Raw genomic sequence first — 25569 nt, forward strand, 5'->3', positions numbered from 1 at the left:
GAAAAACCATCATTAAATCTATTAATAATCAACATCATGAAACCTAACTGCGCCATTCACCTCACTATACGCATGATTGCGGCGGCGACGGTGGGTGCCGATAAGAAAGTGAAAAAGAGCAAGTCTGGTGAAAAAGCGCGCGAAATGAGACCGGAGAAGGCTGTTGCCATCCGCCTGATTTTTAAGGGTATGCGGGTCGGTGCAGAGAGCGGTTTGCGGCCGCCGGGCGGGCGGCGTCTCAGAATCAATGTCCCTGCCCGGCTGATGAAATATAATTTCCAGTCATGATACTTTCAGAACGAAAAACCGTTCTGGCTATTGGCGGTCTGTTTAAAAAGAGCTGCTCCTACAAAAATGTCCGATAGCCTTACCGCGCTCAGAAAGGTGAGGATGAGAGGTAAACCGGAACGGAATAGATTGCTCCGCCTGCCCGATAATCCGCAGGACTATGAAATGCATAAACGGTTCCTTTCACCGCCAAAAAGACCGCGTTATTGCTGATCTTCTTCAGGGCCTCTTTATCCGTGGTGATGATGAAAGGTGCATTATCATCATCGTTCAGACTTGCCATAAACGCGTTGTCATCTTTGGAGGCATCATACAAATAGAAGCGATACGAGAAGCCGGTAGTGGCACCGGCACTGGCTTGTGTGATGTAAAGATTCGCCAGGTTGTTTACCTTCTCTTTCCTGACCAACTCTTGCTTAAGCGGTGAGAAGTGCCACATCCGGTAAGCGCCGAAAACGGCCGCGACCAGCAGCATCAGGAGAAGGTATCGCTTCTTAAAAGCCCGCACGTTTTGCATAATCAATGCCCGCCCTAATCCAATACTGATCATCAGGATCATCACCGTAAGGCGCTGAGCCTGTCCAGCTCCCCCAGGCTGGGTCAGCTGTTCCTGCCCTGCTTTGTGCCCATCCTGCGCCTCTGAGTAACACCTCATCGGTAATCCCGGCAGCATGACCAACAGCACCGTAATGAAAGTTACCGAAGTTTTCGAATTGCGGGCCGCGCTGTTTGTAATCCCATGGGCCATGTCCTCTCACCTGCTGATAAAACCATACATAGGTCAGCGCTGAGGGTCCGCGATGAAATCGCGCCATCATCATGTTATTGACAATGCTGACTCCAGAAGGTGTAAAAGAGGCGACATCATAGGGAGGATGAGGTGATGCAGCTAAAGTTGGGTATCTCACGCCTGAACTCTCTCGTTCCAGCTATCAGTAAACATGATGTTGCCGTCGCAGTGCTTCCAGGTGATTTTTTCGTAGCGAAGTTCTACACACTCAAGGTGGTTATGTTTTTCTTTGGTCGGATCTTTCGTGTCATGCATCACAGGAGAGATGCCGACAATCCTCACACCTTCAAGCAGCATGTTGAAGTATTCCCTTTCCTGTCCAGCGTCATCAATGCGATACCATTTAAACTCTGCTGACCTGAGGGTTTGTCCCGTGGCAACGGCTTTATAGAGCCAGGGGCTGGACCTATCAAACTCTTTTTGAATAATCACAGCGGAATGCCTGCGTGTCCCGGTAATCTTTCCGGTCATTCCATCTGTCGGGATGCTCAGGTTATGGGAAAAACCGTTGATCTCAATGCTGCCATCGCGGCCCTGAACATCCACCGATCCTTGAATGTGAGTGCCGCCGTCGTCCTTGAGCCATAAGTAGGCAGGAATAGCCATGTTCCTTCATCCTTGTGTTGTGATTAAATCCCTACAAAAAGTGTATGTAATTGCCATTGCTGAGTAAATAACCAAATTGAACGGCACGCTATTATGAAATAAGGTTGCCCGGGAGGGCGACGGGACAGGTAAAACCCCCATTGAGCCGGTTCATAAAAACACGCTTTTCCAGGGCTATCTCCTGATTCCCAGCCTCTTCCTATCGATTACCCTGATCAGGCCTGCCGCGCTGTTACAACACATTTTCACCATAAAGCTGGCGATATTCTTTCGGCGTAGTGTCATAGCCTTTCCTGAATACCGAATAGAAATACTGCAGCGACGGATAGCCGCACATCTGTGAGATTTCGTTGATATTGAGTGACGACGACGCCAGCAGTTCACGGGCTTTTTCCAGCTTCTCGCGGTGGATCATCGCATGGATAGTGTCGCCGGTTTCATCGCGAAAGCGTTTTTCCAGATTGGATCGGGACATACCGATAGCATCCAGCACCTGCTCGACTTTGATGCCCTTGCAGGCGTTAAAGCGAATGTAATGCATCGCCTGGATAACCGCGGGATCGCGCAGTGAGCGGAAGTCAGTAGAGCGGCGGGCAATGACTTTCACCGGCGGCACCAGGATGCGCTGAAGCGGCAGTGACTGCTTATCCAGCAGGCGATGCAGCAGTTTGGCGGCCTGATAGCCCATCTGCCGCGATCCCTGCGCCACCGATGAGAGCGCAACGCGCGACAGATAGCGCGTCAGCTCTTCGTTATCAATACCGATCACCGCCAGCTTTTCCGGCACCGGAATTTTCAGATGCTCACAGGCCTGCAGCAGATGGCGCGCCCGTGAATCGGTGACGGCGATAATGCCGGTTTGCGGTGGCAGCGTCTGCAGCCAGTCGGCGAGCCGGTTCTGGGCGTGTTGCCAGTTTTCCGGTGCGGTCTCCATGCCCTGATAGACCACGCCCTGATAGCGCTCACGCATCACCAGCTGACGAAACGCCTGTTCCCGCTCCTGCGCCCAGCGCTTACCGCCTGAGGCGGGCAATCCGTAGAAAGCAAAGCGGTTGATGCCTTTCTCTTTGAGATGCATAAAGGCCCGCTCCACCAGCGCCGCATTATCCGTGGCGATGTAATGCACCGGCGGATAATCCTCCTGGCGGTGATAAGAGCCACCGACGCCAACGATCGGCACCGGCACATTCGACAACAGGGTTTCAATGGAGCGATCGTCATAATCGGCGATCACGCCGTCACCCAGCCACTCGCGAATGTTGTCGATGCGGCAGCGAAAATCTTCCTCGATGAAAATGTCCCAGTCGGTTTGCGACGCCTGTAGATATTCCCCGACGCCTTCGACAACCTGGCGGTCATAGACCTTGTTGGCGTTGAACAACAAGGTAATGCGGTAACGTTTATCATGCATAATGGCGCGTTCCCTTAGATTCTCAGCGCATTGCATAGCACGGCTGACAGCGGGCATAAAAAGGGTTTGCGCCACAATGTGATCGTCCGCGCGATTACACCCGACGCCGCGTGGCGGTATCCATCCACACCGCCAGCAGCAGAATGGCGCCCTTGACGATGTACTGCCAGAAGGTCGGCACATCCATCATACTCATGCCGTTATCCAGCGAGGCCATGATAAAGGCGCCCATCACCGCGCCCGCCACTGAGCCAACGCCGCCAGCCAGGCTGGTGCCGCCAATCACACAGGCGGCGATGGCGTCGAGCTCGGCAATGTTGCCCGCCGAAGGCGAACCGGCACCCAGTCGCGAACTAAGGATCAGCCCGGCAATCGCCACCATCACGCCGTTAATCGCAAACACCGCCAGTTTGGTGCGCGCCACGTTAATCCCTGACAGCCGCGCCGCATCAATATTGCCGCCAATAGCATAAATGCGACGGCCAAACGCGGTACGCGTCGCCATAAACATCCCGGCCAGCAGCAGCAAAGCAAGCAGTAACACCGGAGTCGGTACGCCGCGATAATCGTTCAGCAGCCAGATCGCGCCCAGCACCAGAATGGCGGTGATCGCCTGACGCGCGACGGTGCCGCTGGCGGCGCTCTGTGTCAGCCCGAGTTGCTGACGGCGCAGACGCAAACGCCATTGCCACAGCATAAACAGCGCCAGTCCGGCAAAGCCAAACCCAAACCCGACGCCGCCCGGCAGATAACTCTGCCCAATCTGCGACATGCCCGGCGTGATGGGCGCTACCGTGGTGCCGTCGGTAATGCCGACCAGGATGCCGCGAAAAGCCAGCATGCCGGCCAGCGTGACGATAAATGACGGCACTTTGCGGTAGGCGACCCACCAGCCGTTCCAGGTGCCGAGCAATAGCCCCATGACCAGCGTCACCACAATGGTCAGCGGCAGCGGCCAGCCCAGCCAGACGTCAAAAATTGCCGCAGCACCGCCCAGCAGCCCCATCATAGAGCCGACCGACAGATCGATCTCCGCTGAGATAATCACAAATACCATTCCCACCGCCAGAATGCCGGTAATGGCGGTCTGGCGCAGCAGGTTAGAAACGTTACGCGGGCTGAGCCAGGCACCGTCGGTAGTCCAGGTGAAGAACAGCGCCAGCAGCACAATCGCCCCCAGCATCACCAGCACCTGTAGGTTGGGCAGGGAGAATTTGCCGGGCGACGGCTTACCCGGCGTGCCGGACAGGCTGCTTTGGGTACTTTCACTTTTAAGCATAATGTTCACTCCGCAGGGCGGCTTCCATCACCTGCTCCTGAGTCAGGTTATCGTTGATCAAATCAGCTTTGATTTGCCCTTCATGCATCACCAGCACCCGATCGCTCAGGCCCAGCACTTCAGGCAGCTCGGACGAAATCACAATCACCGCAATGCCCTGCTGCACCAGCGCATTAATCAGCAGGTAGATCTCCTGACGCGCGCCCACGTCAATGCCGCGCGTCGGTTCATCCAGAATCAGGATTTGCGGATTCAGCAGCAGGCATTTCGCCAGAATCGCCTTCTGCTGATTACCGCCACTGAGCCGGCCAATCGGCAATTCGGATGAGGAGGTCTTCACCCGTAAGCGGGTGATCGCCGCGTTGATCGCCTGCTGCTCCTGCGCTTCATCCAGCGTGGAGAGCCGATGGCTGAACTGGTCCAGCGCCGCGAGGGTAATATTTTTCCCCACCGCCATCAGCGGCACGATGCCATCCTTTTTACGATCTTCGGGCACCATGGCGATGCCGTGCGCGATGGCGGCACGGCAATCGGTGATGTTGACCTGTTTGCCATTAATCCAGATATCGCCCTGCCAGCGTCCCGGCCAGACGCCAAACAGACACTGCACGGTTTCGGTCCGGCCCGCACCGACCAGCCCGGCGATACCGAGAATTTCGCCGCGCTTCAGGCTGAACGAGACGTTGCTGACGCGGCGGATATGGCGGTTAACCGGATGCCAGGCCGTCAGGTTCTCCACCTTCAATACCGTGTCGCCAATCTGATGCGGCGCATGAGGATAGAGCGCGGTCAGTTCACGTCCCACCATCATGGTGATGATGTCATCTTCGCTCAGGCCCGCCGCCGGACGGGTAGCGATATGCTGGCCGTCACGAATCACGCAGATGGTGTCGGAGATCGCTTTGACTTCGTTCAGCTTGTGGGAGATGTAGATGCAGGCGATGCCGTGTTCACGCAGGTTACGGATGATGCCGAGCAGCACCTCCGTTTCCTGTTCGGTCAGTGAAGAGGTCGGTTCATCCAGAATCAGTAACCGCACCTGTTTGTTCAGCGCACGCGCGATCTCCACCAGCTGCTGCTGCCCCAGGCCCAAATCCCCTACCCGAGCGGCGGGCGAGACGTTCAGCCCGACCCGCGCCAGCAGCTGCTGGCAGCGTAGCGTCATGGTTTCATCGTCCACCAGGCCGAAGCGGCCCAGCTCGGCACCGAGGAAAATGTTCTCCATCACCGTCAGCTGCCGCACCAGCGCCAGCTCCTGATGAATGATCACAATGCCTTTGCGTTCGGTATCCCGAATGGTCTGCGCCTGAATTTCGTCACCGGAGAAGTGAATCTGGCCGTCAAAATCGCCGTGCGGGTAGAGTCCGCACAGGATTTTCATCAGGGTCGATTTACCCGAGCCATTTTCGCCACACAGTGACATCACTTCACCCGCATCCAGCCGCAGGCTGACATCGTTCAGCGCTTTCACCGCGCCGAAGCGCTTAGTGATGTTGTTCATTTCCAGCAGCATCGACTGTTCTCCCTCACGCCAGGCGCGGTCAGAGTTCGCTCTGTTTGTGGAAACCGTCTTTCACCACGGTGCTTTCGATATTGTCTTTGTTGACCTGAATTGGCGTCAGCAGCCGCGACGGCACCTCTTTAAGTCCGTTGTTCAGCTTGCTGTTGCTGGACGGCGTTTTGCCATTGCCCAGTTCGACCGCAATTTTTGCCGCCTCGGTGGCGAGTTCAGTGATCGGCTTATAGACCGTCATGGTTTGGGTACCGGCTTTAATCCGTTTGATGGCGGCCAGATCGGCATCCTGACCGGAAATGGCGACTTTGCCCGCCAGCCCCTGCGCGCTCAGCGCCTGAATCGCACCGCCTGCTGTGGCATCATTCGAAGCCACCACCGCATCGATATGGTTACCGTTGGCGGTCAGCGCATTTTCCATAATTTTCAGTGCGTTTTCCGGCAGCCAGGCATCGACCCACTGATCGCCGACAATTTTAATGCTGCCGTTATCAATAAAAGGTTTTAAAACTTTCATCTGGCCGGCGCGGAACAGGCGGGCGTTATTATCGACCGGTGAACCGCCCATTAAAAAGTAGTTACCCTTAGGCACCTGTTTCACAATGCTTTCGGCCTGCATTTCACCCACTTTTTCATTATCAAAAGAGAGATAAAAATCGATGTCGGCGTTATTTATCATGCGGTCGTATGCCAGAACTTTAATCCCTTCCCGTTTGGCTTCTGCCACGACATTACTCAGTACCTGGCCGTTGTAGGGAATAATCACCAGCACATCGACGCCGCGGTTAATCATATTTTCAATCTGCGACATCTGCGTCTCTTCATTGCCGTTTGCCGACTGAACGAACACCTGCGCGCCCAGCGACTCCGCCTGTTTGACGAAAATATCGCGGTCTTTTTGCCAGCGTTCCAGACGTAAATCATCAATTGCCATGCCGATCTTCACTTCTTTGGCCACGCTGGTCTGGCTGAACAGAGCCAGCGCAGCGCAGGCGGCTAACAGCGCATGTTTTATCTTCATTGAGTTCATCCTGTAGGTTGAGGCTATTGTCGTTGGCCCATGAACCAGGCGGATGAATTGTTGCCCTGATTTTCCCGCCACATCAATTACTGATTTTTATCCGGCTATTACGTTTTTTGGTTTATTTCTTTTTTTATGAGCGCGATCGATATTTCATCTTTTTCGGAGTAACCAATATCGCTGGCCCGGCGGCGTGAAAAAGCGGGTTATTTTGCGAGCCAGCCCACAAATAATAATTATCTGACCGTCAGTGTGAAATATCGTAATTGAGACGCGCCGACAGCCATTATCAAATATCGCTTCAATAGACCATTCGGGTCCTGATGCTAAGGAGCAAACCATGCACGCTTATTTCGATCAGATCGATCGCGTCCGTTATGAAGGCACCAAATCCACTCAGCCTCTCGCCTTTCGTCATTACAATCCTGACGAGGTGATCCTCGGCAAGACCATGGCCGAACATCTGCGCTTTGCGGCCTGTTACTGGCACACCTTCTGCTGGAACGGTGCGGATATGTTTGGCGTCGGCGCGTTTGATCGTCCATGGCAAAAGAACGGGGATGCGCTGCAGCTGGCGAAGCAAAAAGCGGACGTCGCCTTTGAGTTCTTTCACAAGCTGAACGTGCCCTATTACTGCTTCCATGACGTTGATGTCTCGCCGGAAGGCGATTCGCTGCGCAGCTATCAGGATAACTTTGCCGTGATGACCGATAAGCTGCTGGAGAAGCAGCAGGAGACCGGCGTGAAGCTGCTGTGGGGCACGGCGAACTGCTTTACCCATCCGCGCTACGGTGCCGGGGCCGCCACCAATCCCGATCCGGACGTTTTCGCCTGGGCCGCAACTCAGGTGTGCAGCGCGATGCAGGCTACCCAAACCCTCGGCGGTGAAAACTATGTGCTCTGGGGCGGTCGCGAAGGGTATGAAACCCTGCTGAATACCGATCTGCGTCAGGAGCGTGAGCAGATTGGCCGTTTTATGCAGATGGTGGTTGAGCACAAACACAAGATTGGCTTCCAGGGCTCACTGCTGATTGAACCTAAGCCACAGGAGCCGACTAAACATCAGTACGACTACGACGTGGCTACCGTGTATGGCTTCCTCAAACAGTTCGGGCTGGAGAAAGAGATCAAGGTCAACGTCGAGGCGAACCATGCCACGCTGGCGGGTCACTCTTTCCATCACGAAATTGCGACCGCCATTGCGCTGGGCATTTTCGGCTCGGTCGATGCCAACCGTGGTGACGCGCAGTGTGGCTGGGATACCGATCAGTTCCCGGTCAGCGTGGAGGAGAATGCGCTGGTGATGTATGAGATCCTCAAGGCGGGCGGTTTCACCACCGGCGGCTTAAACTTTGATGCCAAAGTGCGGCGTCAGAGCACCGACAAATACGATCTGTTCTACGGTCATATCGGCGCGATGGATACCATGGCGCTGGCGCTGAAGGTCGCGGCCCGGATGATCGGCGATGGCGAGCTGGATAAGCGCGTGGCGCAGCGATACAGCGGCTGGAATGGTGAGTTCGGCCAGCAAATTTTAAAAGGCGAGTTTTCCCTCGCCTCGCTGGCGGCGCATGCTCAGCAACAGCAGCTCAATCCGCAGCATCAGAGCGGACGCCAGGAGCAGCTGGAAAACCTGGTGAATCACTATCTGTTTGATTTCTAAAAATTCAGGAGCAGAGCATGTTTATCGGGATCGATTTAGGCACCTCCGGCGTCAAAGTGGTGCTGGTGGATGCTGCCGGTCAGGTGATGGCGACAGAAACAGCGCCGCTGCAGGTTTCACGTCCACAGCCGCTGTGGAGCGAGCAGGATCCCGAAAGCTGGTGGCAGGCGCTGGATCACGCCATGCAGGCGCTCAGCGGGCAGCACGATCTGCACGCCGTCGAGGCGATCGGGCTGAGTGGCCAGATGCATGGCGCAACCCTGCTGGACAGCGCCGGTCGCGTTCTGCGTCCGGCAATACTGTGGAATGATGGGCGCAGCGAGGCGCAGTGTCGTGAGCTGGAGCGGAAGGTGCCGGACGCCCGGGCGATCACCGGTAACCTGATGATGCCCGGTTTTACGGCGCCCAAGCTGCTGTGGGTGCAGCAGCATGAACCGGCCATCTTTAGTCAGATTGCCCAAGTGCTGTTGCCGAAAGATTACCTGCGCTGGCGGATGAGCGGCGACTTCGCCACCGATCTGTCAGACGCGGCCGGCACGCTGTGGCTGGATGTGGCGCAGCGTGACTGGAGTGATGAGATGCTGCGAGCCTGTGACCTCAGCCGTGCGCAGATGCCGCAACTCTATGAAGGTAGTGCGTTGACCGGCACGCTGGATGCTGACCTGGCGGCGCGCTGGAAGATGAATCCGGTGCCGCTGGCGGCGGGCGGTGGCGACAACGCGGCGGGCGCGGTTGGCGTCGGCATGACCGAGCCGGGTCAGGGCATGCTGTCGCTGGGCACCTCTGGCGTCTACTTTGTGGTGAGTGAAGGCTATCTGAGTAATCCAGAGCGGGCGGTTCACAGTTTCTGTCATGCCTTACCGCAGCGCTGGCATCTGATGTCAGTGATGCTCAGCGCGGCCTCCTGCCTCGACTGGGCGGCTGCGCTGACCGGCTGCAATGATGTGCCCACGCTGCTGGATGAGGCGGCACGGGCGAGAGAGGATGTGCCGCCACTGTGGTTTTTGCCCTATCTCTCGGGTGAGCGCACGCCGCATAACAACCCCAACGCCCGAGGCGCTTTCTTTGGCTTTACCCACCAGCATGGTCGGCCGGAACTGGCGCGGGCGGTGCTGGAAGGTGTCGGTTTCGCGCTGGCGCAGGGCATCGACGTGCTGCACGACTGCGGCGTACAGCCGAAAAGCATTATGCTGATCGGTGGTGGCGCGCGCAGTGCAATGTGGCGTCAGATGCTGGCGGATATCAGCGGCCAGACGCTCGATTACTGTCACGGTGGGGAAGTCGGTCCGGCGCTCGGTGCGGCCAGGCTGGCCCAGCTGGCGCTGGACCCACAGGCGGTCGCGCCCACGCTTCACCTGGTGCAGCGCCACCAGCCAGACGCCGCGCGTACTGCGCACTATCAGCCGCTGCGGCAGACGTTTGCCACGCTCTATCAGCAGTTACTGCCGCTGATGAACTAAACAGGCATGGACGTTCTCGCCAGAAACCGGCTTTACCCTGGCGAGGCGTCCTGTTTGAAGGCGGGTGTAAAACAGCAACGCCGGGCGGATATTTCGCTTTGGTTACCTTATTTACCAGGAAAGCAGATAAATAGATTTAACGCTTCATCATTCTTAATAAACTTATTTAATCAACCTTGCTCGACTGAGTATTCCGCTTTAATAAAGACAACTACCTTTAATAAAAATAAATTGACTTACTTCTGAATGTCTGTGCAGCCTGAAAGAGAATAAAATGGATATTTTACTATGCCGCCGCACTACGAATTAGCGATTAATGCTAATAAACTGAATTATATTTTGTTTCTTATTTACTTATTTTCTTATTGCGCTATAAATAAGCCACCCCAATTCAGGGGCTCACGTAAATAAGGACATAACAATGAAAGAATTAAACAGCAATGAAATCCAGTCAGTCAGCGGTGCCGGTCTGCAACAGTTTCTGGCTGGCCTGAACAACGCCCTCAGCAACGTCAACACCGCGCTGACGGAGACCACCTCAGCACTGGAAAGCTCCACCAGCAAGGGCGAAACCATTGGTCTGACCCATAAGCAATTTGGCCTGAACATCGCATCAGGTCATATGACCAGCCTGTATAACTTTTTATCTTCTTTCAGCAAAAGCGCATAATTTATTTTAACTGCCGTGTGAGCTGAAAAATTAATTAATAAGGTTGTTATAGGCTGACTATAACAACCTGATTTGCTATTTGCCCGCTCCGGTTAATATCTTTCTAAATTCCGACATCTTTATTAACTCCCTTGCACCGTCATCAGACCTTTCCCTCGCCTGACACCCTAAATAACGTCACATTGAACAAACGTTAGCGGCGTAATAATAAATCCGTTTTCTCTGCATCTCTGCACGCAAAGGATGGTGCCTGCAACAGCCATGTTATTGCTCGCTGCTGAAAATGAATAAACGTCGACAGGATTCAGGTTGCCGGCTTTCTGGCAGGCAGTGGCTGGGATGAGACGGCAACGTCGTCATCCCAGCCATTCAGGCGGATACAATCAGCCAATTGCGCCCAGCGCATCTTCCTGACTCTGCTTTTTCGGCAGCAGGAATAACGTCGCCGCGATATCCAGCAGGTAAATCAGCGCCAGCAGCGTAATCGCCGCGGCAAACGAGAACTGGCTCGCCAGCAGGCCTATCACCACCGGGCCAAAGCCGCCGACGCCACGTCCAAGGTTAAACAGAACGTTTTGTGCCGTGGCCCGCACCTGCGGCGGAAAGGTATCGGAGATCAGGGCGCCGTAGCCGCCAATCATGCCGTTGACGAACATCCCCATGATCGCGCCGGTGAACAGCATGATGTTCGGGTCGCGCAACTGAGCATAAACCACCACCATCACCACCGCGCCAAACTGATAGAGCAGGAAAATTTTCCAGCGCGCAAAGCGGTCAGCCAGCACGCCAAACAGCCAGATACCGAAGGTCATACCCACCACCGTCACCGCCGTCCACAGCCCTGATTTAGTCAGGCTGAAGCCAAAGCTGGAGGAGAGGTAGCTTGGCATCCAGATCATCAGCCCGTAGTAGCCAAAGTTCTGCACCGAACAGAGAATAAAGATGCCGAGGCTGGCTTTCGCGGTAGCCCGATCGCGGACCAGCAGTTTTAGCCGGGCCGGAAAGGAGAGCGACGGCACGTTTTTCACCTGAGCCTGAAAGGCTTCCGGTTCGCCCATGCTGCGGCGAATAACAAACGAGACCAGTGCAGGCAGCAGCCCCACCAGAAACATGCCGCGCCAGCCGATCACGGTCAGCAGCGGCGGCGTAATGAATGCCGCCAGCAGCACGCCCAGTTGCCAGCCGATACCGACCCACGCCGAGGCGCGGTTACGCTTCTCCGCCGGCCAGGCTTCGGCAATCAGCGCCATACCGATACCAAATTCGCCGCCCAGGCCGACGCCTGCCAGCGTGCGCCAGGCCAGCAGATCCCAGTAGCCCTGCGCCACCGCGCATAAGCCGGTAAACACCGAGAACACCAGAATCGTGACGGTCAGCATACGGATACGGCCAAAGCGATCGCTGAGATGACCAAACACAATGCCGCCGATCACCGCGCCAATCAGCGTCCAGGTGACCAGCGATCCCGCCTGCGAGGGATCGAGCGCCAGCGACACGCTGATCGCGGGCAGCATAAAGCCGAGGATCAGCAGATCAAAACCGTCCATCGCATAACCGCTGACGGCAGCCAGCATCGCTTTACCGGGCGTGACGCCGGGTTTACCCTGGGGAGAAGGAGACATTATTCAGCACCTCAGAAAGAAAAGTGCCGCAAGTATAAAGAGTGTTGCTGGAGGGACCAATCGAAAACGCGCAACCGTACGCCAGCGCGGCGTACGGTTGAGGTCATTCAGGACGGTTTGTTGCTGCCGTCATCACCTGACAGCAGTTCGTCGAGCCGATCACCGCCAACGTGGCGGAAATCCTGACCTTTGACGAAATAGAAGATGATTTCACAGATGTTCTGGCAGCGGTCGCCGATGCGCTCAATCGCCCGGGCGCAGAACAGTGCCGTCAGTACGCTGGGAATGGTGCGCGGATCTTCCATCATGTAGGTCATCAGCTGACGCACAATGCCTTCGTACTCTTTATCGACCTTCTTGTCTTCGCGGTAGATGGTAATTGCTTCGTTGAGATCCATGCGCGCAAAGGCATCCAGCACATCGTGCAGCATCTGCACGGTATGGCGTCCCAGCGACTCCAGGCTGACCAGCAGCGGCAGATGTTGCTGGCCAAACTTCTCCAGCGCGGTGCGGCTGATTTTCTCCGCCACGTCACCAATCCGTTCCAGTTCAGAGATGGTTTTGATGATCGCCATCACCAGCCGCAAATCGATCGCGGTTGGCTGACGTTTGGCGATGATGCGTACGCAGGCTTCATCAATCTCCACTTCCATCATGTTGACCTTCTGGTCACCGTCGATCACCCGCTGTGCCAGTTCACCGTCCAGGTTATGCATCGCGGTGATGGCATCGGTCAGCTGCTGCTCAACCATGCCACCCATGATCATCACCTGGGTGCGAATGTGCTCCAGCTCGGCGTTGAACTGACCGGAGATGTGTTTGTTCAGATTCAGATTATCCATGGCGATCTCCTGTCAAATCAGCCGTAGCGGCCAGTAATGTAGTCTTCAGTTTGCTTCTGTGCCGGCTTGGTGAACAGCGTGTCGGTATCGCTAAATTCAATCAGTTCGCCCAGATACATAAATGCGGTGTGGTCGGAACAGCGTGCGGCCTGCTGCATGTTGTGCGTCACGATCACCACGGTGTAATCCTGTTTCAGCTCGGTAATCAGCTCTTCAATACGCCCGGTGGAGATGGGGTCGAGCGCCGAGCAGGGTTCGTCCAGCAACAACACTTCCGGGCGAATCGCGATGCCGCGCGCGATGCAGAGACGCTGCTGCTGACCGCCGGAGAGACTGTAACCGCTCTGATGCAGCTTGTCTTTGGTTTCATTCCACAGCGCCGCTTTGGTCAGCGCCCACTGCACTCGCGCGTCCATATCGGCACGGGACAGTTTTTCAAACAGGCGGACACCAAAGGCGATGTTGTCATAAATCGACATCGGAAACGGTGTAGGCTTCTGAAACACCATGCCGACCCGGGCGCGCAATAACGCGATATCCTGTTGCGTCGCCAGAATGTTGTCGCCATCCAGCAGAATATCGCCTTCCGCCCGCTGATCCGGGTAGAGCGAATACATTTTGTTGAAGGTGCGCAGCAGGGTCGATTTACCACAGCCGGATGGCCCGATAAAGGCGGTCACCTGATTTTTGGCGATATCCAGATTGATATTCTTTAACGCGTGAAACTTGCCGTAATAGAAGTTCAGATTACGGACCTGAATTTTATCGGCTGGTGCAGTCGCGATACTCATTGCTCGTCTCTCTTATACGGCGCCGCGCAGGGCAGCGCCGGAAGTTAACCGTGTTTACCCTTGGCGAAAATCACCCGCGCTACGATGTTCAGCAGCAGCACGCACAAGGTAATAATCAGTACGCCAGCCCAGGCCAGGCTCTGCCATTCGGCGAACGGGCTCATGGCGAACTTAAAGATGGTGACCGGCAGGTTCGCCAGCGGCTGCATCATGTCGGTGCTCCAGAACTGGTTCGACAGCGCAGTAAACAGCAGCGGTGCGGTCTCACCAGCGATACGGGCAATCGCCAGCAGTACCCCGGTGATAATGCCGGAAACGGACGCCTTCAGGGTGATCGCCGAGATCATCTTCCACTTCGGCGTGCCCAGCGCGTAAGCTGCTTCACGCATACTGTCCGGCACCAGCCGCAGCATGTTCTCGGTGGTACGAATCACGATCGGAACCTGCAGCAGCGCCAGCGCAATCACACCGGCCCAGCCGGAGAAGTGCTGCATCTGCGACACCACAATGGTGTAGACGAACAGCCCGACCACAATGGACGGGGCCGACAGCAGGATGTCGTTGATAAAGCGGATCACTTCCGACAGAAACGACTTGCGGCCATATTCCGCCAGATAGATACCGGCCATGATGCCCAGCGGCGTGCCGAAAAAGGTGGACCAGAAAATCAGCAGTCCGCTGCCCGCTAAGGCGTTGGCCAGACCGCCGCCGGCGGTATTCGGTGGCGGCGTTGATTCGGTAAACAGCGACCACGACAGCCCATCAAGGCCGCGCGATACGGTGGTAAACAGGATCCACACCAGCCAGAACAGGCCAAAGGCCATGGTCAGCAGCGACAGCGTCAGCGCTATCTTGTTTTTGGTGCTGCGCCAGGACTGCATCTTACGCCGGGATGCGTCCAGTTCGGCGCGCGCCTGAACTTCAATCGTGGTCATGATCGCGCTCCTTCACTTTTCGCCAGCCGCATAATCATCAGTTTTGAAATCGCCAGCACGATAAAGGTAATCACAAACAGAATCAGGCCCAGCTCCATCAGTGCCGCTACGTGCACGCCGGACTCCGCTTCAGCGAACTCATTGGCGAGGGCGGAGGTGATGCTGTTGCCCGGCATAAACAGCGACGGGCTGTCGAGCTGGTAGGTGTTGCCGATAATGAAGGTCACCGCCATGGTTTCACCCAGTGCGCGGCCCAGGCCCAGCATCACGCCACCAATCACGCCATTTTTGGTGAACGGCAGGACGATGCGCCAGATCACTTCCCAGGTGGTGCAGCCGATGCCGTAGGCAGACTCTTTCATCATCACCGGCGTCTGCTCAAACACATCACGCATCACCGAAGCGATATAGGGGATGATCATGATCGCCAGAATCACGCCGGCTGCCAGAATACCGATGCCGAACGCCGGGCCGGAGAACAGCTCACCGACAATCGGAATACCTGACATCACGTCGTTGACCGGCGTCTGGAAATATTCGGCAAACAGCGGGGCAAACACGAACAGGCCCCACATGCCGTAGACGATGCTGGGGATCGCAGCCAGCAGCTCGATGGCGGTGCCCAGCGGACGTCGCAGCCAGCCTGGCGCCAGTTCGGTCAGGAACAGCGCGATACCAAAACTCACCGGCACCGCAATAATCAGCGCGATGATTGAGGTGACGAGGGTGCCGTAAATCGGTACCAGCGCACCAAACTGTTCGTTGGGTGCATCCCAGGTTTTGGTCCACAAAAAGGAGAAACCAAACTTCTGAATGCTTGGCCACGAGGAGATGATCAGGGAGACGATAATGCCGCCCATCAGTAACAGCACAATCAGCGCAGCCAGTTTAACCAGCGCACCGAATATTCTGTCACCTTGCTTGCCTGGGGCTTTGAATGCCGGCTTGGTTGCAGCCATAGAAGTCTCAGTCTTCAGGAGTTATCAGGGCGGCAGTGCGCCGCCCGTTGGGTCTGACCGAACCGCAGTCCGGTCAGGGTCGGTCAATTACTGATAAAGCGCCTTACCAGAACTGTCTTTGATATTGGCTTTCCAGGCAGCGCGAATCTGTTCGGTCACGCTCTCTGGCAGGGCGGCATAATCCAGCGCGGTGGCGGTTTTGCTGCCATTTTTGTAAGCCCAGTCAAAGAACTTCAGCACTTCGCTGCCTTTGGCCGCATTAGCCTGATCTTTGTAAACCAGGATAAAGGTGGTTGAAGAGATTGGCCAGGCATCCGCGCCTTTCTGGAAGGTCAGGTCCTGAGCAAAAGATTGGCTCCAGTCAGCCCCTTTCGCCGCGTTGCTGAAGCTGGTTTCGCTTGGTGCGACCGGCTTGCCATCGGCATCCATCAGTTTGGTGTAGGTCAGGTTGTTCTGTTTGGCGTAAGCGTATTCCACATAGCCGATTGAACCTGGCAGACGCTGAACAAAGGCGGCCACGCCGTCATTGCCTTTACCGCCCAGACCGACCGGCCAGTTTACGGTGTTGCCTTTACCAATTTTGCTGTTCCAGTCCGGGTTCACTTTCGCCAGGTAGCTGGTGAAGACAAACGAGGTGCCAGAACCATCGGCGCGGCGTACCACGTTGATATTGGTGTCTGGCAGTTTCACGCCCGGATTGAGCTTAGCGATCGCCGGATCGTTCCACTTTTTGATGGTGCCGAGGTAGATGTCGCCGACGGTTTTGCCATCCAGCGTCAGTTCACCCGATTTGATACCCGGCAGGTTAACCGCCAGTACCACGCCGCCGATCACGGTCGGGAACTGGAACAGGCCATTTTTCTGCAGATCTTCATCTTTCATTGGCGCATCGGACGCACCGAAATCGACGGTTTTGGCGATGATTTGTTTCACGCCGCCAGATGAACCGATGCCCTGGTAGTTAATCTTGCTACCGGTGGCTTGCTGATACTCTGCTGCCCACTTGGCATAAACCGGCGCCGGGAATGTCCCGCCTGCGCCCGTCAGATCGGTGGCCGCAAAAGCAGATACCGCGCTGACTGCAAAGGTGGCGGCGAGGATTCGGGCTACGGTGCTACGCATCAGTGTCATGTTCCCTCCAGGGGAGAAAATTCAGGCTCGGGGCCGTTTTAGTAAGAGTCAGTGATTGCTGCAGGAGGGAAAATAGGACAGTTTGATGACAGTGAAATGTACGAAATATGACAGTTATATGACAGCGGGCGAAAATGAAGCGGGCCTGTGGGATGCAAATAAAGTTTCATCCTAACCCTAAAAACAGAGAGAAACGTCGCGCGCTCTCCTATTCATAAAAAATCCCTTTTATATCAGTATGTTGTGAGCACTTACACCCGAGACTGGATCGTTTTGCCTTTCATGGGAGAGTGATTAAGGGCGCTAAAGTATCATCCTAATTTTCGCCCAGGCTCGAAAAATACGGTAAATGGTGAAAATAAAGATTCATCCTTTTCCGATGTTGCCCGTTCCAACATGTAAGCAGTCAGTCAGAAAAAACACATAGATCCAATCCCTAGCGAGCATTGAGCTCTCTCATCCGTGCCAACTGCTCCAACCCTTGGACGCCCTAAATGCTTACCCAAAAAAATCAACACCTTCTTTTAAAAACACAATCAAAAATGACTCCCTTATATCCATTTAACCTAAACAGCCTTCCCCCCACTGCACTAGCTAGGGCTCGTAGTTCGGCGCAAGGCTGAAGTCGCTTGGCTGCTTCGCTGTGCAGATCCATGACCCACTTTCCATCAAACTCCCGGTTGTAGTTCCACAAGCATCTCGCGAGTCTTGCCGGCCCGCTCCACTAACAAGACCACAACATCTCCAACGTTCTTGTCGTCTAGCCGGGCCTGTAATGTGGTGACGTCGTCGACGGCGATACCGTCGATGCTGATAACGCGATCGCCGGGCACGATGCCGCCTGCGGTGACCTCGACGCCGACGAGCCCGGCCCTGTGCGCCGCCGAGCCCGGCGTCACGCGCAATACGAATACGCCCTTACTGCCGGTCAGCGCCTGCAGACGCGCGTTGAGCTGCTCATCCACCTCGATGCCCAGCGCCGGACGGATGTACTTGCCGGTCTTTATGAGTTGCGGCACCACGCGCATGACGGTATCGACCGGCACCGCAAAGCCGATGCCGGCCGAGGCGCCAGACGGACTGTAGATGGCGGTATTGATGCCGATCAGCCGCCCAGCCGAATCGAGCAGCGGGCCACCGGAATTGCCGGGGTTGATAGCGGCGTCGGTCTGGATCAGGTGGTCAATGGCCGGGCCACTGGCGTCGCCGGAAAGGGTGCGGTCAAGCGCCGAGACGATGCCGGTGGTGAGCGTCCAGTCGAGCCCGAAGGGATTGCCAATGGCAAAGACCTTTTGCCCCACCTTGAGATCGGCACTGGTGCCCACCGGCACCGCCGGCGGGCGCTTGAAGCCGACGCCAATCTTGAGTACCGCGATGTCGTGCGCAGGACTGGCGCCAACGAGCGCAGCCTGATAATCGCGACCGTCGGCCAGTTTGACCGTGGCAGACGATGCCCCCTGGATCACGTGGAAGTTGGTCACCACGTGGCCGGCATCGTCCCAGATGAAGCCGGAGCCGGTGCCGCGCGGCACGGAAAAGACATTGCGCGACCAGACGTCACGCACTAGGCTCTGTACGTAAAGTATTGTCGCAAGCACCGCATAGCGCAGGCCAATGAGACCATCGCCGCAAAACTTGTTGCGAGCTTGTCGAAGCGCGTCACGATGCGACGGTTCTCCTTCAGCCAGCCAAACATGCGTTCGATGATGTTGCACTGCCGATATTTGGGGCGATCAAAAAGTCGAGGCAATCCTGGCTTGGTTTTGCGCTTCATGCTTCGCAACGGAATGACTGGCTGCATGCGATAACGATCACAATACTGGCGCAGCGCTTCAGCGTCGTAACCCTTGTCAGCCAGCAACCAGCGGCAACGCTTGCGTGGGCGACCGCGCAGGCTGGGTATGCAAGCCTGATCGAGTAGCGGTTGGGCATAGGCTATATCGCTGGCTTGTCCGCCTGACAACAGGAAACGCAGAGGCACACCATTGGCGTCGCACAGCATGTGAATCTTGGTCGTCAGGCCACCCCGGCTGCGCCCGAGCGCGTGGTCTTGCGGTTCTTCAAATCCCCTTTTTTCCCGGCACCTGATGAGGCCCGGGTTGCTCGTACGGCAGTGGAGTCGATCATCCATGTTTCCAAGTCAATCAAACCCTGCTCATTCAATCGGATATGAAGACGCTTGAGCATCTGATCAAAAGCTCCGCAATCACGCCATCCCCGGAACCGTTGATAGATCGTTGACCAAGGGCCGAATCGTTCGGGCATGTCTCGCCAGGCTGCGCCAGAGCAAAGCACCCAGAGAATACCGTTTAGCATCAGGCGATCATCGGCCCGAGGGCGCCCGGTGCGCTGATTTTTGGTGAAGATATCTGCAACCAGATCCCAGGCTGCGTCGGGGAGTTCATACCGCTTTGCCATCTTGGCCTCCTGGCTTTAATGGCGGTGTATTTTACAGAAAATCGTATTTCTTGGGTTTACGTACAGAGCCTAGTTGTGCCGTGGTGATGTAAACCACCGACCCGCGCGATTTCTCGAACAGCTCGATGGTGGTTTTTTCGTCGGCGGCCAGGTCGCCGCGCGGCGTCACCGTGCGCTCCTGCGTTTCGTGGGGACTGAACCAGGCTTCGATGGCGGGCAGGAACTGCCACAGCAGCATGAGTGCGGCGATGCAGCCAGTGATGACGAGCCAGCGCCGGATGAATCGATCCGGCGCCGGGCGGCTGTAGGGGTCGGGGTAGGTCACGTCATTCTCCATGTTGAAATCAGCGCCAAAGGCCGCCGGTGCGCCAGCGTGGCGGACGTGGTGATACGGTCACCTCGGGGACGAAACGGGCCGATGGAAACGGCGGCATCGCGGGCGGCGGAGCAAGTTCCAGCAAGCGCTCAATGCGTTCAGCCGTCGCCGGATGCGTGCGCAACCAGGAGGGTTCCGGATTGCCCCATCCGGGCAGCAGCCAGGCGCGCCAGGAGCGGCTCACCCGCTCGATCTTGGCGAGCGCCGAGGCCAGCCCGTGCGGGTCGCCGGTCAATTCGGCAGCGAGCCGGTCGGCGTCGAATTCGCGCACCCTGGACAAGCCCAACTGAGCCAGCAAGGCCAGCTGTGGCGCGACCGCCAGTAGAAGCAACGCGGGCCAATTGACTTCCGTGACTCCAAGCAATAGCGCTGGCAAGCTGAGCACGATCGCAAGCTGCCCCAACAAGGCTAGAAGATGGGTGAGCCGGCTGATGGAATCGGCCAAGCCCATGACACGCAAATCCTCGTTCGCAATATGCGCGATTTCGTGGCCGAGCACGCCGGTCAACTCGCGGGGCGTGAGGCTACGCAACAGGCCGTCGGTCAGCGCGATGGCCGCGTGATGCTTCGAACCGGTGGCGAAGGCGTTGACGACCCCGCTGGGCACGTAGTGCGGTACCGGCACGGCAGGCAGCCCGGCCCGCGCCGCCAGTTCCGCGCAACACAGCCCAAAGATCGGGCGCTTCATCCGGGTGCAGGGGGCGTGCGCCATACAGCCGCAAGGTCAGCCCGGAGGCGGCCGCCGGTTCGAGCAGCAGGGTGAACCCCGCGGCCGCAAGCGCCAGCCAAAGCCCGCCGTCACCCAACAGCAGGCTGCCAGCGACGGCGGCAATCCCGAGCAGGGTCAGCACCAACAGCGCGGTTTGCAGGCGATTGAGCCAGCGATGCCGCGCGCCGACATTCTGCGCGTGGCGCAGATCACGACTGATCATCTGAGCTTTCCCCGGCTGTCCGGTCATCGCGCTCGCGCAGCAGCCAGTAAGTCGCCCCGAGGGCCAGTGTCGCGCCTGCGAGCGCCGCGACCTTGGCGGGGCCGGTCTCCGGGTCGAGGATCACGAATTTACGCGCCAGGGCCATCAGCCCGATCAGGATCACCGTCTTGACCTGGATGATGCTGTCGCGCCGCAAGGCCACCCGCACGATGGAATGCTTGAACTCCATGGCGATGAGCAGCGTCATGATCATGCCGAACACGGTCTGGAAGACCTTGTGATCGAGCGGATTGAACGCATCAATGATCAGCAGGCTGAAGACGATCGAGATCAGCTGCAGCAGCGAGACCACGATAATCACGGCAATGATTGCGGACAGCGCGAGCGCGATCACCTGTTCGAAGCGCTCGTAGAACGTCATCACTGCCCATTGGGCGCGAAATGTTTTGATCGGGTCTGCTTGCTTTTCCTTCATCGCCACTCCTCTCAATTCTGAAATACTTGTGCACCCACAACTTGGTTGCGCCCTTGTCTTTTTGCCTGGTAGAGCGCGCTGTCCGCCTGCTGCATCACCTGCTCGACAGAGTGCAAACGGGGGTCAAGGAGAGCCTCCCCCCATGCTGGCGCTATAGCTGATCGACACCTCTCCACACACCACCGCTGTCGCCGCAGTGTCCTGACGAAATCGCTCCGCCCATACTTGGGCGTCTTCTATCGATGCCGCTTCCAACAACACAGCGAATTCCTCCCCCCCAATCCGGGCAGCCATGTCGGTTGCGCGAACATGTTCCCTCAACCGTGAAGCAAAGTGCTTGAGCACCTCATCGCTGCATCCGTGTCCATAGGTGTCATTGATACGCTTGAAGTGATCGATGTCGCAGAGCACAAGTGCTGCTTGTATCTCGGTGCTGCGTTTGAGGCGCTCCCATTCCAGCTGTAATCGTTCGTTAAAAGCCCGCCGGTTCGACAAGCCGGTCAAGGGGTCGGTGATCGCCATACGCAGCAACTGCTGCTCCATTTCCTTGCGAGAAGAGATGTCGAGCAGAGTGCCGACTATCAGTTGCCTGCCCGCGCCACCCAGCCAACGGCCGCGATCCAGCACCCAAATCCAAACGCCAGATCGATGACGAACGCGGTACTCGCACTCCAATCGCTCCGACGGGTTTTCTTGGTAAGCGCGCACCTTTGCCAGAGCGACCGGCAAATCCTCCGGGTGAGTACGCGCTTGCCATGCGGCATGGGTGGCGCCAACCTCCTCGTCGGAGGTCAAGCCGAACATCGCCAGACTGCGGGCAGAAAGCCTGAAGCTGTCGGTAGCGATATCCCACTCCCAGAATCCCAGCCCTGCGCCCTCCAGGGCGATGGCGATCCGTTCCTTGTCATCGATTTGCGCTTGTTGGCGATGCTTCAGCTCGTCACGCCTCTGGCGATTGGTACGAACAAAACGCCATAGCGCAACCGCCATGCCAATATTGGCAAGTAGCGACACCATCAGTCAAATGGTCGGCCCGTTCATGGTCTATCCCCACCTGACTCACTGAGTGTCTGCCGTAATTCCTCGATCCGGTGGTCGACTTGGTCGGCGTTGATGCCCAACATCAACAGTACCTGCTCGGCCAGTCCCAGTCCCGCAGCCAGGTACAACGGGTACAGTCTGACATTGGGCAGATTACGCAAAAGCTGGGCATCCGTTACGCGCTCAGTGGCCACCACCACGGACAAGCTCAGGCGGCGGTCGAGAACCGCCTGAGCGATACGCAGGGCCGTCTGCGGACGGGCAAACGTCAGCACCACCAGGCGGGCATGGGCCAATCCGGCGGCGGCCAGGGTGTCGAGCCGACTGGCATCGCCATACGACACCGGCGCCCCCATCGCACGCCCCGCTTCGACCCGTTGGCGGTCCGATTCCAGCAGCAAATGCGGTATGCCTGCCAGGCGCAGCGTTCGGCTCAGCAGCAGCCCGACGTCATCCGCCCCACAGATGATCACATGGTCGCGTAACGACCGCGCCCGCTCGGCGACTTCGCCTTCTTCGGCCTGCGGTGGCTGACCGAGTGCGCCCGAGCGGCTGAAAGCCCGCGCCCATCGGTCATGGTGTCGGATCAGGAGCGGTGCCAACCCCATGCTCAACACCAGCGCCACCAGCATCGGTTGCACCATGGTGGCGGCGATCAGGTGCTGCTGCATGACCATGCCCAGGAGCAGCAGCGCAAACTCGCCGCCATGACCCAGCACGATGCCTGCGCGCCAGGCGTCGAGCGCCGACAGGCGGGTTGCGCGCAGCGCCAGAAAGTTCAGCCCCATCTTGAGAGGCACCAAGGCCAACAGCCAACCCAGTACCGCCAGCGGTGCGGCCACGATCTGCGCGGTGTCCAGCTGCAGGCCAATGGTCACGAAGAACAGGCCCGACAGCACATCACGAAAGGGCTTGAGGTGGCTTTCCATGTGGTGCCGGAAGTCGCTCTCGCCCAGGACCATGCCGGCGAGAAAGGCCCCCAGGGCGGCGGATACGCCGACGGCGTGTGCAGCAGCGGCTGCCGCCACGACCACGCACAAGGAGACCAGCACGAAGGATTCTTCGTGGCCCTGCCGCGCCACCCAGCCCAGCAGGCCATGCAACAGACGACGCGAGGCAACCGCCGCTGCCGCGAACAACACCAGCACGCCCAACACTTCGAGCAGCACGCTCTCGATCTTCGGCGAGTCGCCGCGCGCCCAGATCGCCAGCAGGGCCAGCAGGGGCACGCTGGCCAGGTCCTGAAAGACCAGCACGGCGATGGCACTGCGGCCGTGGCGGGTGGTGAGCTCGCCTTGGTCGGCCAGCTGTCGGCTGACCAGCGCCGTGGACGACATGGCCGCTGCGGCGCCGAGCAGTGCAGCGCTCTGAGCTGGCTGACCCAACCCGATCAGCACCAGGGTCAGTGGCGCGGCCACGACGACCATCTGCAAGCTGCCGGACGCCAGTACGGTCTTGCGAGTGAGCCAGAAGTGCCCCAGCGAGAATTCCAGTCCGACCATGAACAGCAGCAGGGCCACACCCAGTTCGGATATGAAAGTCAACGCCTCTCCCGGCGCGATCACACCGCTGACCGAGGGGCCCAGCAAGGCGCCGACGGCGAGGTAACCCAGCAAGGCGGGTACTCTGAACGCCGCCGTCGCCACCACCGCGAGGCTGCACGCCGCCAGCAGGATCAGGGTAGTGCCGAGCAAATCCTGCATCGGTCAGCGTCCCACCTGTGCAGAGGCCCAGCGCACGATGTCCTGCGAGCCCATGGCGCCTGCCTGGCGGGCGATCTCACGTCCGCCCTGGAACAGGGCGAGCGTCGGAATGCTGCGGATACCGAACTGCGCGGCCAGGTGGGGCTCAGCCTCGGTGTTCACCTTTGCCAGCCTGATCCCGGGTTCGAGCTGGCGCGCGGCTTGTTGAAACTGCGGCGCCATCATCTTGCACGGCCCGCACCAGGGCGCCCAGAAATCGACCAGCAGCGGCAGATCGCTGCGCTCCACGTGGTGCGAGAACGTCGCCGTCGTCAACTCGATGGGCTCGCCGGTGAACAAGGGCTGCTGGCAGCGGCCGCAGTTGGGACGATCCGCGAGCTTGGCGGCCGGCACGCTGTTGATGGACTGGCAATGTGGGCAGACGATGTGGAGTTCATTTTTCATGGTTCGCTTCCTTGGACTGCGGTGAGGTTGCCTCGCTTCGGATCACCGACATCGCCGACCAATTTACGCCTTTGATCCAATCGTTCCCGTCTTCGCTCACGCCGGCATCTTCCACGTGAGCCGCAATGAAGGCTTCGGCTTGAATGAGCCCCGCTCTGACAGCATCTATCTTATTAGGCATCCGCAGGATTTCAGCAGCGCAGCCTGCATCCAGCCCATCCACCCGGATAAGCAGAAAAATGCGGCGCCACAAGTGCGGCATACCCTTCATCAGGTCGAATGCAAATGCGAATTCGCTCGATCTGTCACCAATTTCCTCCTGTTCGGCGATTGCTGCTGGGTCGGGAAGCCGACTATCAGCCATGACGTCGGCCAGGCTGAGTGCGTCATCAGGCTGATAAAACTCGTAGAACTCTTCCTCTACCATGGCCTCCGCCATGTCCTGCGCATCCGCTTCGACCGGCGCATCCAGCGAAACGGCCTCGCCATATTGCCGGCTGTTTGCCACTTCGCGATCAATGACGGCAAAAAGATGTTTCAAAAGATCGAGGTAAGCGGCATTTTCTTCTGGAACGGATGTCCATACCGATTCAGCCAGAGCAATCGCTTCGTCCACCACGTCGTGCAGCGTCGGATAATCGCGAGGCAAATCACCGGCGGCATGCAGATAAGCCAACTCGCGTTGCGCAACGGCCTCAACCTTCGGCAGCAGCGTCTCGATTATCCCGCGTGCTTGCTGGACGACAGAGGCAGGTTGAGTGTCGATCCGCGCCTTGAGCTCGCGCAAGCGTTCACGACGCGCCTTACGCTTGATTTGATCCTGAGCGCTCAGCCGATCAAAGTGCTTCTTGGCCTGCCGGAACAACGCCTGCGCTAGCATGTGCGCGAGAGGCGTCAGATCGTTATGCGATGCAGTGACGCTGACGATTTTTTTGCCCGGCAAGTGCATGTGGCCACTGGCCGTTAAGCGAGATCCTTTTTTCGCGCGTTCGAGGACGATTTGAAGACGTACCGAATCTTCGGAGCGCTTTTCGATCAGCGGCTTGAGAGCGGGTTCAACCGCTTTTTCTACAGACATTCGCCAAGGTTCATGAAATTCTTTTTCGACGAGTCGATAGCTATATTGTATACGCATGCTCAAGCCCTTTAGGGTTGTCCGCCCAGGTGAGTGGACCCGGGTGATTGGATATGTTGATTTT

At 57.5% G+C, this 25569-nt stretch carries 23 protein-coding genes and 4 pseudogenes; 4 read left to right on the forward strand and 23 right to left on the reverse strand.

The genetic code is table 11. The annotated features are described in order from the left end of the window. Positions 1-90: 90 nt before the first annotated feature. Positions 91-288, forward strand: coding sequence for a hypothetical protein (locus LZU96_RS00190; RefSeq protein ID WP_233985772.1), 198 nt, complete (start codon positions 91-93; stop codon positions 286-288). A gap of 88 nt (positions 289-376) precedes the next feature. Here the strand turns inward: LZU96_RS00190 and LZU96_RS00195 are convergent, their stop codons facing one another. The 7 genes from LZU96_RS00195 to xylF all read right to left on the reverse strand — a co-directional run bounded on the left by LZU96_RS00195 (position 377) and on the right by xylF (position 6908). Continuing rightward, a complete protein-coding gene (locus LZU96_RS00195; RefSeq protein ID WP_233985773.1) occupies positions 377-838 on the reverse strand; it encodes a hypothetical protein in 462 nt (153 codons plus the stop codon). Next, positions 783-1109 (reverse strand): polymorphic toxin type 44 domain-containing protein, encoded by a 327-nt coding sequence (locus LZU96_RS00200; protein ID WP_313188811.1) that lies wholly within the window; start codon positions 1107-1109, stop codon positions 783-785. The genes LZU96_RS00195 and LZU96_RS00200 overlap by 56 nt, the downstream gene beginning before the upstream one ends. Positions 1110-1192: 83 nt before the next feature. Then, entirely contained in the window at positions 1193-1684 is a 492-nt protein-coding gene (locus LZU96_RS00205) for an Hcp family type VI secretion system effector (protein ID WP_233985774.1), read from the reverse strand. Between the two features lie 232 nt (positions 1685-1916). Beyond that, positions 1917-3095 carry a D-xylose utilization transcriptional activator XylR gene (gene xylR, locus LZU96_RS00210; protein ID WP_233985775.1) on the reverse strand — a complete coding sequence of 393 codons (1179 nt, stop codon included), beginning with the start codon at positions 3093-3095 and terminating at the stop codon, positions 1917-1919. A 94-nt stretch (positions 3096-3189) separates the two neighbouring features. Beyond that, positions 3190-4374 (reverse strand): xylose ABC transporter permease XylH, encoded by a 1185-nt coding sequence (gene xylH, locus LZU96_RS00215; RefSeq protein ID WP_233985776.1) that lies wholly within the window; start codon positions 4372-4374, stop codon positions 3190-3192. Beyond that, a complete protein-coding gene (locus LZU96_RS00220; protein ID WP_233985777.1) occupies positions 4367-5887 on the reverse strand; it encodes a xylose ABC transporter ATP-binding protein in 1521 nt (506 codons plus the stop codon). Before LZU96_RS00220 ends, xylH begins: the two co-directional genes overlap by 8 nt. A 28-nt stretch (positions 5888-5915) precedes the next feature. Next, positions 5916-6908 carry a D-xylose ABC transporter substrate-binding protein gene (gene xylF, locus LZU96_RS00225; protein WP_233985778.1) on the reverse strand — a complete coding sequence of 331 codons (993 nt, stop codon included), beginning with the start codon at positions 6906-6908 and terminating at the stop codon, positions 5916-5918. A gap of 340 nt (positions 6909-7248) precedes the next feature. Here xylF and xylA point away from each other — a divergent pair, with 340 nt between their 5' ends. From xylA to LZU96_RS00240, 3 genes are all read left to right on the forward strand, one after another. Beyond that, a complete protein-coding gene (xylA, locus tag LZU96_RS00230; RefSeq protein WP_233985779.1) occupies positions 7249-8571 on the forward strand; it encodes a xylose isomerase in 1323 nt (440 codons plus the stop codon). A gap of 17 nt (positions 8572-8588) precedes the next feature. Beyond that, positions 8589-10031: a xylulokinase gene (gene xylB, locus LZU96_RS00235; protein WP_233985780.1), complete on the forward strand. Its 1443-nt coding sequence runs from the start codon at positions 8589-8591 to the stop codon at positions 10029-10031. Between the two features lie 421 nt (positions 10032-10452). Next, positions 10453-10701: a hypothetical protein gene (locus LZU96_RS00240; protein ID WP_233985781.1), complete on the forward strand. Its 249-nt coding sequence runs from the start codon at positions 10453-10455 to the stop codon at positions 10699-10701. 383 nt (positions 10702-11084) lie between these two features. Here LZU96_RS00240 and LZU96_RS00245 read toward each other — a convergent pair whose 3' ends face one another. The 16 genes and pseudogenes from LZU96_RS00245 to LZU96_RS00315 form a co-directional block, all read right to left on the reverse strand. Continuing rightward, positions 11085-12323, reverse strand: coding sequence for an MFS transporter (locus tag LZU96_RS00245; RefSeq protein WP_233985782.1), 1239 nt, complete (start codon positions 12321-12323; stop codon positions 11085-11087). A gap of 107 nt (positions 12324-12430) precedes the next feature. Further along, positions 12431-13165, reverse strand: coding sequence for a phosphate signaling complex protein PhoU (gene phoU, locus LZU96_RS00250; protein WP_003849553.1), 735 nt, complete (start codon positions 13163-13165; stop codon positions 12431-12433). 17 nt (positions 13166-13182) lie between these two features. Continuing rightward, positions 13183-13956 (reverse strand): phosphate ABC transporter ATP-binding protein PstB, encoded by a 774-nt coding sequence (pstB, locus tag LZU96_RS00255; protein WP_233985783.1) that lies wholly within the window; start codon positions 13954-13956, stop codon positions 13183-13185. 44 nt (positions 13957-14000) lie between these two features. Then, complete coding sequence (gene pstA, locus LZU96_RS00260; RefSeq protein ID WP_031376161.1) at positions 14001-14891, reverse strand: phosphate ABC transporter permease PstA; 891 nt, start codon at positions 14889-14891, stop codon at positions 14001-14003. After that, the gene (gene pstC, locus LZU96_RS00265) at positions 14888-15850 is read right to left on the reverse strand and encodes a phosphate ABC transporter permease PstC (RefSeq protein WP_031376162.1); all 963 of its coding nucleotides are present in this window, start codon (positions 15848-15850) and stop codon (positions 14888-14890) included. Before pstC ends, pstA begins: the two co-directional genes overlap by 4 nt. Positions 15851-15937: 87 nt before the next feature. After that, a complete protein-coding gene (gene pstS / locus LZU96_RS00270; RefSeq protein ID WP_233985784.1) occupies positions 15938-16981 on the reverse strand; it encodes a phosphate ABC transporter substrate-binding protein PstS in 1044 nt (347 codons plus the stop codon). A gap of 668 nt (positions 16982-17649) precedes the next feature. Continuing rightward, a pseudogene (locus LZU96_RS00275) lies at positions 17650-18549 on the reverse strand (S1C family serine protease); the annotation flags it as partial. Then, positions 18546-19399 (reverse strand): annotated as a pseudogene (locus LZU96_RS00280) (IS5 family transposase). The pseudogenes LZU96_RS00280 and LZU96_RS00275, both read right to left, overlap by 4 nt. 70 nt (positions 19400-19469) lie before the next feature. After that, a pseudogene (locus tag LZU96_RS00285) lies at positions 19470-19724 on the reverse strand (2-alkenal reductase); the annotation flags it as partial. A 19-nt stretch (positions 19725-19743) separates the two neighbouring features. Beyond that, a pseudogene (locus LZU96_RS00290) lies at positions 19744-20707 on the reverse strand (zinc metalloprotease HtpX). Next, positions 20694-21182, reverse strand: coding sequence for a phosphate-starvation-inducible PsiE family protein (locus tag LZU96_RS00295; RefSeq protein WP_047290147.1), 489 nt, complete (start codon positions 21180-21182; stop codon positions 20694-20696). Before LZU96_RS00295 ends, LZU96_RS00290 begins: the two are co-directional and overlap by 14 nt. 11 nt (positions 21183-21193) lie before the next feature. After that, positions 21194-21277 (reverse strand): hypothetical protein, encoded by an 84-nt coding sequence (locus LZU96_RS23485; RefSeq protein WP_193759561.1) that lies wholly within the window; start codon positions 21275-21277, stop codon positions 21194-21196. Between the two features lie 28 nt (positions 21278-21305). Beyond that, a complete protein-coding gene (locus LZU96_RS00300; protein ID WP_176464243.1) occupies positions 21306-22199 on the reverse strand; it encodes a GGDEF domain-containing protein in 894 nt (297 codons plus the stop codon). A 20-nt stretch (positions 22200-22219) separates the two neighbouring features. Further along, a complete protein-coding gene (locus LZU96_RS00305; RefSeq protein WP_034113490.1) occupies positions 22220-23926 on the reverse strand; it encodes a cation:proton antiporter in 1707 nt (568 codons plus the stop codon). 3 nt (positions 23927-23929) lie between these two features. Then, a complete protein-coding gene (gene trx-GI, locus LZU96_RS00310; RefSeq protein WP_180246352.1) occupies positions 23930-24370 on the reverse strand; it encodes a heat resistance system thioredoxin Trx-GI in 441 nt (146 codons plus the stop codon). Further along, positions 24360-25505 (reverse strand): hypothetical protein, encoded by a 1146-nt coding sequence (locus LZU96_RS00315; protein ID WP_029611654.1) that lies wholly within the window; start codon positions 25503-25505, stop codon positions 24360-24362. Before LZU96_RS00315 ends, trx-GI begins: the two co-directional genes overlap by 11 nt. Between the last annotated feature and the right edge of the window lie 64 nt (positions 25506-25569).

This window comes from Pantoea agglomerans (assembly GCF_021397715.1).
Lineage (GTDB): Bacteria > Pseudomonadota > Gammaproteobacteria > Enterobacterales > Enterobacteriaceae > Pantoea > Pantoea astica.